Here is a 13870-nt window from a genome sequence, read left to right as displayed (position 1 = left end):
TCACGCAATCACCCCAGCGGCAGTGTAAGCTTGACCTCTGTATATTCATGATACTCCGACCGGATGGAAAGTCCATATTCGTTCCCGTAAAGCATTTGGATCCTGTCCTGCACATTCCGTATACCGATATGTCTTGACTCATCCCTTCCGGCCATTACCCACATCAGCTTCTCCGGCTCTATGCCCTCCCCGTCATCCCAGATACGTATGACCAGACACCCATCTTCCTCCTTGACCCTGATCCATATGGTACAGGTTCCGATCATAGGCTCCATACCGTGTACCAGGGAATTTTCCACGATCGGCTGCAGGATATAGGTCGGTATCCTGACATGGAGGAAACGCTGGTCCACATCCCATTTGATATTCAGCCTGTCCGGATATATGTCCTTATAAAGCTCCAGATAATTCTTAGAATATTCCAGCTCTTCCCTGAGTTGGCAGGACACATTCCTGCGCTCCAGATTCCCTCTGAAAAATTTGGACAGCATACAGATCAGCCGGCTGACCTGCTTATCTCCGTTGATCTGCGCAATCCCATTAATGGACTGAAGGATATTAAAAAGAAAATGGGGATTCACCTGGGACTGAAGTTCATGATACCGAAATTCCAATAGCTGGTATTGGTTCTGCTGCTGTATCTCCTTATCCCTCACCACCTGGTCCATCAGGGCCTTGATCCTGCCCGACATTTCCTGTATGTTAAATGCAAGAACATCCATCTCATCCCCTTTCCGGAACAGGGTGGGTTCCAGGTCGAAGTCTCCCTCGGATACACGGTGAATGTTATCCAGAAGTATCTTCAGGTTCTTAGCCATATTTCCGAACATGAGCCAAAGAGAAACCAGGATCACTAAAAATACAAGGAAACCGATTCCTGATATAAGATATAAAAGGTCCGAGAACCTTCGGTTTTTCTCCGTCATATCAATGACATGGGCGATCTTCAGCTTTCCCCTGTTAATAGGGTATTCCGCATAAAGGTAATCCCTGGCCCTCCCCCGGCCGCTTTCACGTTCTCCTCTGTCCTGACTGCCCCCAGTTACTTGGATATCCGTAGAATATATGGGCATCCCGTTCCTGTCATACAGAGTAAAATTTCCCACCTTGCTGCTGTCAATGTGTTCAAAGATGGCTTTCAGCGATGTGTTTTTCACCTCTGCCGCAATAGATCCGCAAAACTGCATGGTATTAGTGTCAAAAACGGAACGCATCAGCACAAGCCCATCCTCATTGCTGCTTGTCAGCCAGACCACATTGCCGGGTCTGTTTGAAAGGTTTTCCTTATTATCCAGGTACAGGGAAAGAAGTTCAATGCTTCCAGGCACCGTATTCCGGGGCCTGGAATCGCGGTATGCCAGATAGATCTCATTTCTTCTGTCAATGACCGCCATCCAGTTGATATCATCATTCATGCTCAACATTTCTTCCAGATGATTCCGGATCCTGAGACGCTGAAATGGGATCTCCTTTCCCACATCCTCATCCCTCACCGCGCTGAGCAATGGACCAAACCGCTCATTGGTGGCTGTTAAGGGCACGGTCTTCTCCACCAGTTCCTTCAGGGTAATATCCACATTCTGGCAAATTTGTTCTGTGAGCGTGTCGGAATGGTATGTCAGCTCCTCCTCAAACCGGCTGCAGCTGGCTTTATAGATCCACAATAGTGCAAGAAAAAACGTGACTCCCAAAAGAAGGGTGACCACAATCATTTTACAGTATAATGTTTTTCTGAAATGAATCCTGTTCCCCTGTTGTTCCATTCCCCACCTCCGCTATTATTTTCCAAATATAGCAACCGTCCCTGTTTCTGTCAATGCGTGCGGGGGGCAGACCGGCCATACTCAGCCCTTTACAGCTCCGGATGTGATACCACCTATGATATATTTCTGAAGGGTCAGATAAAGTATTAATATAGGTATCATGGACAGGATAAACAGAGCAAATGCCAGCCCCAACTCGATGCTGTTCTCCCCAAAAAAGAAGTATTGGGTCAAAGGCACGTTGCGCACTGTTTTTTTCTGAAGAAGAGTAAGGGACATCTGGAAATCATTCCAAACATTCAGGGTGTTAAGCACCACGGACGTGAGAATGATCGGCTTCATCAGTGGAAATACAATGCGGAAAAATATGGAATAAATACCGGCGCCGTCAATGGCTGCAGCCTCCTCCAGTTCCCTTGGGATACCTTTCACAAACCCGGAGACAAGCAGTACTGTAAAAGCGATTTGAAAACCGATTTTGGCCATAATAAATCCATAAAGCGTATTTAACAGCCTCCATTTTGTCATATCAATGTACAACGGCGTCATGATCGACTGAAAGGGAATGATCATGGCACCCACAAATATATAATAAACAGCATTATAAAACCGGTTATTTTTTCTTGCTATGATGTAGGCTGACATGGTACAGATCAGTGTGATCACCAACACGGCCGCAACCGTGGTGAATAAGCTGTTTTTCATGGCCAGACCAAAATTGGAAGTCTCGATGGCCCTTGTAAAGTTATCCCAGTGGATCACCTTTGGAAATGCCAGCCGGTTACTGACCATTTCAGGCTTTGACTTGACTGAATAAATGACGGCAATATAGAAAGGACTGATAACAAACAGGGTGACCACAAGCTTAAGAATCAGGAATAGTCTGTTTTTTACCATATGCTTCATTATACTTCCACCTCCCTGGCTCTCAGACTTCTGGAAACAATGGTGCTTATAGCAAATATGGCAATGGTAAATACCACCGCGATCGCCTGGCCGTAACCGGCCCGGAAATAGGTGAACAGGTTATTGTAGATCAGCATGGCCACTGTCTCCGAAGCTCGTCCGGGACCGCCTGCAGTAGCTGCCATGGGATAATCAAACACTTTCATGCCCCATGCCAGAAGCAGTGTGAAATTGGTGGTGACAGCTGGTGCGATCATGGGAAATGTTATGTCCTTAAATTTTTGCCACACCGTAGCCCCTTCCAGTTCAGCCGCTTCATAATAATCAATGGATACTCCCTGTATGGCTGCAATGTACACTACCATACAGTAACCAGCATCCCTCCATACGGATATCACTGCCAACCCCAGCATGACCCAGGTAGTGCTTCCCAGAGGACTTGGTATGCCGAATATATCATAAAACACATCACTGTACACATATCTCCATATATAGGATGACAACACAAGGCTGAGGCAATAGGGTACAAAGATACAGGTCCTGAGCACATTGTTCAGCTTTGATACCTTGGAGATCATCAGGGCAAACAGCAGGCCCAGAAGGTTTGAAAATATCATGGTCACTGCCGTGAATACCAGGGTATTCTTTGTGGCATTAATAACATTTACATCTTTGAAAATCCTCAAATAATTACTTATTCCCACAAATGTCTTTCCGGGACTCATACCGTCCCATTTGGTAAAGGATATGGGAAAACCCTGTAAAAAAGGATAGGCCACAAAGATCGTAAACATGATCAGGGCCGGTAATATGAATGTAAATTCCTGAAGCCTTTTTTTCATCTTATGGTTCATCTTTCCCTCCATTTTCTTGTCTGCACGCTCTGGTTTTGACAGCGCACTGTACCGGCTGACTGCACATCAGGGAGGACCGGAAACCGGACCTCCCTGACCTTTAACCAGATCATATGTATTTGAGAAACTACTGCCGGATCGATGCTATCTCATCATCAATATCTTTCAGCAATTTTGTGACATCTCTCTGGCTGTCATCCAGCGTGACAAATTCCTGGAGTTTGGTGCGGAACGCAGTGGAATACTCGGATGTATAATCAGGCACCAGACTCTTGGATACGATCATGTCATTGTCAATATATGACTTTATTTCTTTGATAAACGCATCAGCATCATCGGTGGGAACCGTTATATTGCTGGTCATAAGCTTGGCAGTGCTCATCCATGTTTTAGAGCTTTCCTCATTGGCAAAGAAGTTGAGCAGTGTCATAACTTCATCCCTGTGTTCCGTCTGCTGGGAAACAACAAACACATCATCAATTCCGATCCAGAGTTTGTTCTCCTCCGGATTATCGGACCATGGTGTGGGGAACATTCCGAATTCTCCATCCGGGCTTGCAGCAATCACATCCCCCATCAGCCATCCGCCGTTCATGTACATGGGTCTTTGGCCTGCTGCAAAGTTCTGGATGCCCTGGGTCTGGTCAACAGCCGTATCTCCTGCGTCCTTATAGGATGCAAACTTTGAGAACATTTCCATTGCTTCTACCACGGCAGGATTGCCGGATAGATCCTTAACGCCATTCTGTGAATCCATCCACACATTTTCATTACCTGTAGCCGCCGCCATGCTGGTGAAGAAGGAATCCAGCTCATGGAATACGCCGTGTATGAAATTATAGGGATGGACAAAGGGATAAACTCCCTGATCCATGAATGTATCGCACACCTTAAAAAGCTCGCCCTTGGTAGCGGGGACCTCCACTCCGGCCTCCTGGAACATTTTCTTGTTATAGAACGTTGCTTTTACCTGAGCATCAATGGGGAAACCGTACACACCGCCGTTTACCGTGCACTCATCCACCAGCATGGGCAGTACATTGGCCATACACGCCTCATCCTTAAGGTCCATGAAATATCCGCCGTCCACAAATTCCTGCATGGTCTGAGGCTTTCCAAACATGATATCCGGAGCCTCCCCGGCAGCAATATAATTCTTATAAGTGGCAATATAGGAGGAGGATGCAACCACCTCCACATCCACCTTGATTTCCGGATGAGCCTCACTAAAGGCCGCCAGCATGGCGTCCAGCGCGTCTCTCTTGGCCTGCTCCCCCATATAGTGTACCAGGCGGATCGTAACCGGTTCTCCCGTATCTTTGCTTTCCTCTGTTTTTGATTCCTCATTGGAAATCTCTGTCTGGGCAGTTGTATCCGGCGTTGCCGTGGTCTGGCTCCCTGTACCGGATGAACAGCCTGACGCCGATGCTGCCAGCAAGGCCGCTAATGCCAGAGCCGATGTGCGTTTACAAAACTTCCTCATAATACATCCTCCTCTTCTGTCAGTTGTTATACCAGAATTTTAACAGACCAGAGCCTGGACTTATATAGGAAATTTTAGCCATATTATTATATTTCTTGTTATTTATCCGTTACGAATCGTACAATATACACAAACCACAGAACCTATCGCCCATCATCCCAATCCTGATCGTCCTCCACCGGACGCCAGGCCTGGCCAAATTTGACATCCCGAAACAGGGTGGCCAGCCCTGTGATCTGTTTGAGGCGCAGGATCTCATCCCTGTCCATTCCCAGATGTTTGGAAATCCATGCATCTGAACGCCCCAATTCATGCAGCTCCTTCACAATATTGCTCATCAGATCCACATTGTGGGTGCCCCTTGCCCTGTTATGGCGGATCGTGCTGGCCATCCGTTTGTCAATGGGTTTATCAATCACAGAGACGGGCAAAAGCCCCTGCTCCCTTTCGTATATGTCCGGATGGTCAAGCATGACCTGATAGCGGTGAAATCCATCCACGATCAGATAGAGGTCCTGAGCCTTGGCATAATAGCAGACCACCGGCATGGTGTAACCGTCTTCCTTGATGCTCTCATACAGAAGACGCCTCTCAGGAGGAGCTACCTTATTGGGGTTGTAGGTATTAGGCTTTACTTTTTCAATTGGAACGGCAATTACGTTATATACAGGGCTTTGATAACTCATAATTGAAATCCTCTATGCTTTCGTATTTTTTCTTGATCAGCTTTAGGCGGTCCTGCTGCTGGCGCGTCATGCCAAATCCCATAAACCGGCATGTGTGATCATTTTTAAGGATGCAGTAACACATCCGTTTCCAGCTTGGTATGTCCTTGGTTGATCTGATATTATCCGTGTTGTCAGGAATGGGTCCCAGAAAAACAATGCGGGACTTTTTATTCAGGGTATAATTAGAAACACCGTTGCGCCTGATCCTGTATCCGTTCTGCTCCAGCTCCTGTATGACATCTTCATCCAGGCCGCCTCCTGTTTCATGCCAGAAACGTATGGATGTGTTAAACTTCCGTATGTAATTATTGCGAAGCCGCTTGGGAAGTGTGTCCAGCAGGAACTGTGTGTATGATTTCCAGGTGTGGCCCGGCGGCAAAGTGATGCTGCGGTATCCCATGGCCTTTGTCCTCCCGTAAATGGCGGAAAAATTAGCTCCCTGGACCCGTCCCACCAGCCTGCACCAGATTTCCGGATCGATCACCCGGTACAGATTAATGGCATCCTTTGAATAATCGTTAAACGGGGAAGCCACCCGCATCTGGGACACGGTAAGCCCTGCCTTATGGTAGAGGTCATAAAGGCCGTTGTAATCATAAGAGAACAGATAATTGGCATGCCATACATCCCTGACACTCCAATCATATAAGGGGGAGGCACACCACACGTCCTTAAATTGTTTGCTGATCCAGCATTCTCCCTTATATCCGTATTTTCTGTTCAAAAAGCCGCTGTAGCGCTGAAGGGATTCATCCGCACGGATCCCAAGCAAACTGATTGTCTTTTTATCTCCATGTTTTTTCCGGTACCACCGCCCAAACTGCTTTGCCAGATCCTCCTGGTGCATACGATAGCGGTAGGTAGTGATCGGATTATTGGACAGATTGATCACATACTCCTTGTCGGGCATGTCCCTGACCCAAAGTTCCTGTTTGGTGTCATCCCAGGGATACCAGTACATTTCATAGCTGCTCAAAGCAGTCCTGGTGGCCATGGGTAAACAGACCCAATACAGTTCTGCCTCATTTTTAATGCGCTCAAGCGTCCGTTCAATATATTCGGTCGTCACTGTGTACTGAGCCTCAAAATCCTGATGGAACACGCCGATCCGCCTGTCCGGAGCATATTTATTTCTGTAATCCAGGACCAGATTTAAAAGCAGGCCGCTGTCCTTTCCGCCTGAAAAAGAAACATAGATGTTTTCAAATTCCTCAAAGATAAAATGTAACCTGTCTAATAATGCTTCGTAAACATTCTGCTTTAGATATTCTCTCTTCATCGTCTTTCCCCATATGTGATTAACCCTAAATAGCAAAAAAAGCCCGGAGAATATACTCCCAGCTTCTATTGCCCGCAACATTTCCTAATCTATTCACAATTATGTTTTGTCCCATATGTAAGGACCGGGAGTCAAATACTTTAAGCCGATCTCTATAGACTTATAATTAAGTTTATAGATTTTTTTTTGCAGTGTCAATATTATTTTCCAAAAAATTGTAATGTACTCCATTGGTAATCCATTTTCCCTGTGAATCCGGTCCCATCTTGACAGCCGTCATCCCACATGATAAACTGTTACAAAATTCAACTTGGTTGATATACATGAACGGGTGAGCACCTACCGTATGCGAGGCTATTTCGCATACGGTATTTTTTAATGTACTCTCGGAGTCTCCTGGTGCTCAGCCCAAAAATGGGTGCCGGGGAGACTCCGAAAGTACTCTTTATAGTTAAGCAGGGCTGTAAATTTGGTTTCCCGCCCGCCATACAATCCAGCGTAACATCCCTTGGGAACATCATCTTACAAAACTTTATGAATGGCTTTGGCTCCCATACGGTAGCTGCAGTCACTTGTGCCTACCGCATTGACTCAATCATGCTGCTGCCCATTGTCAATCTGGGATCCGCCATCTCAACCATGGTGGCCCAAAGCAAAGGCGCAGGCAGACAAGGTTCAATCAAAGGGTATCTGGGCACAGGCATGGCTATGATGGCGGTCATTTCCCTGTTTTTGTCCGCTGTCATGATCCTGTTTGGCGGACGCCTGGTCTCCATATTCGGTCTGGACACAGAGGCCATTGGAATCGGCCATTCCTTTTTTAGGAGCATTGCTGTTTTTTACATTTTTTATGGTATGGCAACCGCATTCAGGGGTGCGGTGGAGGGTATGGGTGATGTAGTGTACTCAAGCATGGCCGGCATTGCAGCCCTTTGCATCCGCATTATGCTTTCCTATCTCTTTGCCGCTCCTCTTGCCAATATGGCCATCCCCTATGCGGAAGGGGTCTGCTGGATCTTTATGATGCTGTTTTTTGTACCTCGGATCGTAGTGAGGGGGAGGGAATTGGAGATACAGCGCCTACCACACAGATGATGGGCGGGTCTGAATGGGTTTTCCAATTTTACCGGTGTCAAATATGAAAACCGTTCTGCCATATCAATAGGTTCATGCTCCAGTCTAGAAAAGATATCGCCTCAGCATCCCGATCATCATCCAATGCGCCCTGTCCGCCTCGGTGTCATCCCGCCCATTCACCGTAAAGCCATGGGCAACACTCTGGAAGCGCATCATTGTCACCTCCACCCCGTTTTTTGCCATTCTCAGGGCATATTGCTCCGCCTCGTCCCGCAGTGAATCCAACTCAGCCGTTATTACCAAGGCCGGGGGCAGTTCTCTAAGAAGATCATCCTCTGCAAAAATAGGCGAGCAATATATCTCTTTAGCTTGTTCCGGAAGCCGGTAGCATAGATTAAACAATTCAGAAATATCAGGCGGTACTGCCCCCTTAACGTAAAACTTATCAGCGGCTGGAGTATACATGTCCAAAACCGGATAATCCAGGATCTGACAGCAAAAATTAATTTCTTTTTCCTTCGCTTCCCTCAGACAGATAGCTGCCGCAAAGTTTCCTCCCGCACTATGACCTCCGATCGCCATTCGCTTACTGTCGATTCCGAATTCCCCTGGATTGGCATATACATATTTTATCACATCATACACGTCCAATTGTCCCTGCGGATATGGAAACTCCGGTGCCAGCCGATAATCGGGACTAATCACGCATACATCCAATGCAGCGATAATTTTCCGGCAGAAAATGTTGTCGGCTTCTGGAACGTCATGATTAAAGCCGCCTCCGTGAATATCAAAAAACACAGGCAGATTATCCTCATTCCTTTCGGGGCGGTAAACCAGGCATCTTATCCGCCCATCCCCAGCAGGAACATAAACTTTCTTTGCAGTCACGTGCTCTTTCTTTGCCGCTTCCCAACAGACACTTCTACGTTTTTGTACAAACTGCGATACTTTCTCCGGCACCTTGATTTCCATTTATTGCCTCCTACTACTGCAATTTGTTCATCGGCTCACAATCATGCCGATTCCTCCGGCAACATATTATTTTCTGATTCAACCGGAATACCGCATCATGCATTATACATCCCTCTGCCCGCATAATAAGCCGGATACCACCTCTGAAACCATGCGGTAAAAATCCCCAGCAGAACCGGAAGCGCCAAGTTGACCGCCCCTGTCCATGGGGCAAAGGGTGTCAGCAGCAGAAAATACGTCCACAGTGGGGTCACCAGGTACAGAGCTCCCCAGCAGGCGGTAAGGATGCGGTTGGTGCGCAGAAACAGGGGATTTTCCCACTCCTGTCTGCCCCGGAAATTGTTGATGGAATAATAAGCTGACAGCGGTAGCCTGCACGGTCCCTGCCTCCCCAAGCCCCTTTGTTATAGAACGCCGCCATCTGACGGGTGAAATTCAGGGAGGGATCCGGCTGCACACCATTCTGCTCCCCACGCTCCGCCCAATCTGTACGCTCCCCGCGGACCCCCCAGTCAGCGTCAGCCATCTCTTCAAACGCATCACGGGGCACCAATGGCTGGGTCAGCAGCTCCCATGTGGCAGACGAGATAGGACCAGCCGCAGATGGGGCAGAATCAGAAGCCGGCGAAATGAAACTCACGGCCAACTCCCTTCCCGCCCGGCGTACCCAGCTTAAGTATTCATCAACGCGTTTTCTCAGGGCAGGAACACGGAACAGCTCCCCTTCCCCACAATAGACGGATATATAGCCATCCTTGCCGTATATCCGGTCAAATTGGGTATTTACCCCATCATAATTACCCTGGGGCGTATAAAATCCGCAGGTAGAGATAGCGGCATAACGTTTGCCGGATAGATCGTACCGTCCGGGATGTCCGCCGCTCTCCTTACCTTTTGACATAAATGGCAAACTCATGGGCAGCTGCCGGTCCATGAGAGCCTTAAGCCGGGAGGGCAGGCCGAAATAGTACAGAGGAATACTCCATATAATCAAATCAGCTTCAAGGATTTGTTCAATGATCCCTGCCACATCATCCTGGAGGCAGCAGGTTCCCGGGGTGACACTCCAGCATCGGAAACATCCCAGACAGTCCTGTATCTTTTTCTGGTAAACAGGCACGATTTCCGTCTGTATCTCCACCCTTTGCCCGATTCCTTCACAAAAGGCTTTTGTCAGCTCCATGGTATTGCTGCGCTCCCCTTTGGGACTGCCGTTTAGCACCAGGATCTTCATATGCACACCTCCAGCTTCATCTAAAACAACCGTTTCCCATCTGAGATATCGATACCAAGCTCTCTTGCCAAACTGTTTTGCTTGTATGGATTCACCTTTTCAACAATGCCCTTTTGTTTAAAAAATGAACCTGTATTTTTAAACCAGAATGTAACATTGGCTTTCACACATTGCTCTCTGATATTAAGCACCCAGTCATAATCACATTCCCGGGCCTCCCGCCCTGTCTCACCCCCAACTGTAACATGTTCCACGCCATAAAGATACGGAGACAGGTCTATTGCCTCCAACAGCGGGGCACATGCGATAAACCTCCGCTTGATGGGATGGGATAAGAACAGCGGAAGTCTGTAATCAGCTATTTTTTGGTTTTCTACCGTACATCCAATATTCACATTGTCATATCCCCGGCCCCAATCAGATGGAAGGGATACAAGGAAGCGGTCGATCCGCTTTGTCAGGATCAGAAATTCTATATCTGTCCGTTCCCTGATCATGGACCATGCTTCTTTGCGCCATTCATCCGCTTCAGGCAGGAAAAAGTCAGTGGCAAAACAGGTGGCAAGGATTTTATTTCCCTTTATGTTATATTCGCCCTTAGCTTTTTTCCTGATGGGCCAATCAAATTGATCAGTCATTTGTATGGTATTTTGACCATAGCGTTTCCCATGGGGCCCATAGAAATAACAATTCGTACATCCGTCACTTACTTTATAACACCCTGTCCAGGGTTCCCAATTCATAGGCTTCTCCCCAATTCACTCATTTTATCAAAAAGAACCGCTGACTTTTTTCCAGGGTCAGCAGTTCTCAATATTTACACGCAATAAAACCGGATTATTTTTTTCGGTTCCTCCACAGATATTCCAACAAATTGGCAACGAATATCACTAAGAAAAAGATCACTTCCAGTGATAATGATATCTTATATGGATTCCTGGTCACTGACCCATAAATCAGACAGATCAGGTTAAAAACAACAGAAATAAAAAGTGCTTTAAAAAATGCAACTTGTATCCACCGTTTCATAAATTCCTCCCATCAGCCTAAGTATACTCCCGAAGAAACTGCTGATTGTCAACGTACATTTTTCCTCATGAGCAATCATGCTCGTCACTCATTCCAGCTGGTTGCATCCTCCGGCATTGACACATTATACCATCCTAGTTTATGGAAATTATACCACTCTGTAATAACCTTTTCCGGGGCTGCTTTCAGGGCGAACAGCACTTCTTTTGCAAACTCCAGAGGAGCCGTTCCATTGGCCGTGACAATGTTTCCATCCCTGACCGCTTGTCTCATAACGTATTTCTGTTCCCCGGTGTAGGCCTTGCCTGCCCACTGTTTCAGATCATTAAGGTCATTGCTTGTATGATTCACATTGTTCAAAACTCCCGCTGTACCAAGGAACCCTGATGCATCGCATATACCGCCCAAAACTTTTCCTTTCTCCAGGCATTTCTCCACAAGAGGCTGAATCCTGCGGGCTTCTTCATTCCTCCACGCCATTCCTCCAACCAAAATCAGCGCCTCATAATCGGCAGGAATCGAATTGATATCATAATCAGGCAATACACAAAAACCTCCAATGGAGCATACCGGCTCTTTTGTCAAAGACACGGTCTTAACCTCATACATACCCTGCCCTAACATTTGGAGGGCGGAGGACAGATAAGCAGCCTCCCAGTCGGCATATGGCTCTAAAATCACAAATAAGATGCATTTCTTCATACAATTTTCTCCTCAATTATTATTTTCCCATACAGCGTGTCCTTTGACCGGAATGAACATGCTGCGTATTATATTATTATATCATTAATCTCCTGTTTTGTATTGTAAAAAAACGACTTCATCCGCACATGATGCCCGCAGGCTGTCCACTGTCAGCGTGTTTGCGCTGCGCAGCATTTCCATGGGCGACTCAATTTGGGCCGCATATTCCTCTGCTCTTTTAAACCGTGCCGCCTGCTCCGGGTTACAAGGAATAGGCATGCCATGGGTGGGTATGGACTGCTTAAACATGGTGGGTGCATAATGTAATCGATGCTTTGGTCAATCAGCTTTTTCCGATCCATCTACGTATTCTCCTCCTCTTCCGTCCCTTATCTCCTGATCAAATTCCCACGTTCCCATATTCTGCTCTTAAAATACAGCCCCCCGGCAACCGCCGGAAGAATGGGAGAAAGAGCCTGTCCCAGATATACACCGGGAAATCCAAAGGACAATGGAAATGCCAGCAGCCAGCTCACAGGCAGCCGCACCACCACCGCGTCCAAAAGAGCGTTTACCATAGCGACATTGGCGGAACCGACCCCAATGGCAAAGGAATCAAAGGTATACATAGCCCCATAGATCAGGCTGTTAAGCCCACAGCATATTCTAAGGTACAAGATACCATCCCGTGTGACCTCCGGGCTCACCGGGTCAAAAAGCCTGATGATCGGTCCTGCAAAAATCTGGACAAACAATACCGCCACAGCGGTGATTGCAAGGTTAAGGCAAAGTCCCGTGTTTGTTGTTTCCCTCACCCGTTCCCTGTTATTCGCCCCCATGTTCTGCCCTGCCATTGCTGTGACTGCCTGCCCCACGGCCCAGCAGGGCATACCTGCAAACGTATTGATCTTTAAGCCCACACCGGAGGCCGCGGCAACCGCTACCCCAAACTGATTGAGCATCCCGGTGATTAAAAGGTAGGATATGTTCACTACCACCATCTGAACAGCCGTAGGCAGCCCCACCTTTAGGATCATGGCCAGCTTATCCTTTTTGACTACAAAATGTTCCGGCTTAAAATCAAAAATAAAGCTTCTGCGTTTCAGATGGATCATCGCTGCTGCAAATGAAATACCCTGGGAAAAGATCGTTGCATATGCCGCTCCTTTGGCCCCCATTCCAAATGGGCCAACTAACAGCAGATCTAAAACAATATTCACAATGGCGGCAATCCCAACAAAATACAGGGGACTTTTAGAATCCCCAAATCCTTTCATAATGGAGCATACCCCATTATATCCAAACACAAAAACCGTTCCCCGGCAGATGACCTCCATATATTCACAGGCATCCCCCATTGCATCCGATGGGATGCTTAACAGGCCGAACAGCGGCTTATACCCTAGCAGCGCAGCGGCGGTGACAACACCTGACGCGGTCAGGGTAAGGGAAAATAATGTGCCCACTGTTTCGCTCTGCCCTTTCACGTCATCGGCGCCTTTGAACTGGGCGATCAAAACCGTCCCTCCCATTGTAACACCAATACAGATGGAATTGATGATAAAACTTACCATAGAGGCATTGCTGATGGCCGCAAGCCCTGTTTTTCCAACAATCCTGCCCACCACCAGCATATCTACAATACTGTAAAACGATTGGAGCAGGTTTGCCAACAACAAAGGAAGCGCAAAGGCGATCAGCTTTTTAGATACACTTCCCGTGGTTAAATTCTCTTTATCAATCATTGGGTTCATTTCCTTTCTCAGTCAAGACCACCGGCTTAGCCGGTGGCTTGTTCTGCCCCTATAAGGGGCTGTTACCTGCTTGCGCCCGGAAGGCGCACTGAAAAGTCTGCCTG

The 13870-nt window shown here is 47.3% G+C and carries 13 protein-coding genes; 1 reads left to right on the top strand and 12 read right to left on the bottom strand.

Annotated features, from left to right (window positions below):
* Positions 1-8 precede the first annotated feature (8 nt).
* The 6 genes from ABID13_RS27255 to ABID13_RS27230 all read right to left on the bottom strand — a co-directional run bounded on the left by ABID13_RS27255 (position 9) and on the right by ABID13_RS27230 (position 7013).
* Positions 9-1763: a histidine kinase gene (locus ABID13_RS27255; protein WP_048931246.1), complete on the bottom strand. Its 1755-nt coding sequence runs from the start codon at positions 1761-1763 to the stop codon at positions 9-11.
* Between the two features lie 81 nt (positions 1764-1844).
* On the bottom strand, positions 1845-2669 hold the full coding sequence (locus ABID13_RS27250) for a carbohydrate ABC transporter permease (protein ID WP_007860050.1): 825 nt from the start codon (positions 2667-2669) through the stop codon (positions 1845-1847).
* Positions 2669-3523, bottom strand: a complete 855-nt coding sequence (locus tag ABID13_RS27245) for a carbohydrate ABC transporter permease (RefSeq protein WP_007860051.1) — start codon at positions 3521-3523, stop codon at positions 2669-2671. The genes ABID13_RS27250 and ABID13_RS27245 overlap by 1 nt, the downstream gene beginning before the upstream one ends.
* A gap of 127 nt (positions 3524-3650) precedes the next feature.
* On the bottom strand, positions 3651-5006 hold the full coding sequence (locus ABID13_RS27240; protein WP_007860052.1) for an ABC transporter substrate-binding protein: 1356 nt from the start codon (positions 5004-5006) through the stop codon (positions 3651-3653).
* A 143-nt stretch (positions 5007-5149) separates the two neighbouring features.
* Positions 5150-5692, bottom strand: a complete 543-nt coding sequence (locus ABID13_RS27235) for an IbrB-like domain-containing protein (RefSeq protein ID WP_007860053.1) — start codon at positions 5690-5692, stop codon at positions 5150-5152.
* On the bottom strand, positions 5667-7013 hold the full coding sequence (locus tag ABID13_RS27230; protein ID WP_007860054.1) for a phosphoadenosine phosphosulfate reductase: 1347 nt from the start codon (positions 7011-7013) through the stop codon (positions 5667-5669). Before ABID13_RS27230 ends, ABID13_RS27235 begins: the two co-directional genes overlap by 26 nt.
* Before the next feature lie 399 nt (positions 7014-7412).
* Between ABID13_RS27230 and ABID13_RS27225 the strand changes: the two genes are divergently transcribed.
* Positions 7413-8108, top strand: a complete 696-nt coding sequence (locus ABID13_RS27225) for an MATE family efflux transporter (RefSeq protein WP_242849322.1) — start codon at positions 7413-7415, stop codon at positions 8106-8108.
* An 84-nt stretch (positions 8109-8192) separates the two neighbouring features.
* Here the strand turns inward: ABID13_RS27225 and ABID13_RS27220 are convergent, their stop codons facing one another.
* The 6 genes from ABID13_RS27220 to ABID13_RS27195 form a co-directional block, all read right to left on the bottom strand.
* Positions 8193-9065, bottom strand: coding sequence for an alpha/beta hydrolase (locus ABID13_RS27220; RefSeq protein WP_048931247.1), 873 nt, complete (start codon positions 9063-9065; stop codon positions 8193-8195).
* A gap of 102 nt (positions 9066-9167) precedes the next feature.
* On the bottom strand, positions 9168-9308 hold the full coding sequence (locus ABID13_RS27215) for a hypothetical protein (RefSeq protein WP_330376835.1): 141 nt from the start codon (positions 9306-9308) through the stop codon (positions 9168-9170).
* A gap of 7 nt (positions 9309-9315) precedes the next feature.
* The gene (locus tag ABID13_RS27210) at positions 9316-10299 is read right to left on the bottom strand and encodes a flavodoxin family protein (RefSeq protein ID WP_048931248.1); all 984 of its coding nucleotides are present in this window, start codon (positions 10297-10299) and stop codon (positions 9316-9318) included.
* A gap of 20 nt (positions 10300-10319) precedes the next feature.
* Complete coding sequence (locus ABID13_RS27205) at positions 10320-11042, bottom strand: DUF5131 family protein (RefSeq protein WP_048931249.1); 723 nt, start codon at positions 11040-11042, stop codon at positions 10320-10322.
* A 370-nt stretch (positions 11043-11412) separates the two neighbouring features.
* Complete coding sequence (locus ABID13_RS27200) at positions 11413-12030, bottom strand: type 1 glutamine amidotransferase family protein (RefSeq protein WP_007860063.1); 618 nt, start codon at positions 12028-12030, stop codon at positions 11413-11415.
* 371 nt (positions 12031-12401) lie between these two features.
* Positions 12402-13757 carry an MATE family efflux transporter gene (locus tag ABID13_RS27195; RefSeq protein ID WP_048931250.1) on the bottom strand — a complete coding sequence of 452 codons (1356 nt, stop codon included), beginning with the start codon at positions 13755-13757 and terminating at the stop codon, positions 12402-12404.
* Between the last annotated feature and the right edge of the window lie 113 nt (positions 13758-13870).

It is taken from the genome of Enterocloster citroniae, from assembly GCF_040545455.1.
In the GTDB taxonomy this organism is placed as follows: domain Bacteria; phylum Bacillota; class Clostridia; order Lachnospirales; family Lachnospiraceae; genus Enterocloster; species Enterocloster citroniae.
This window is presented reverse-complemented; position numbering and strand designations above follow the sequence as displayed.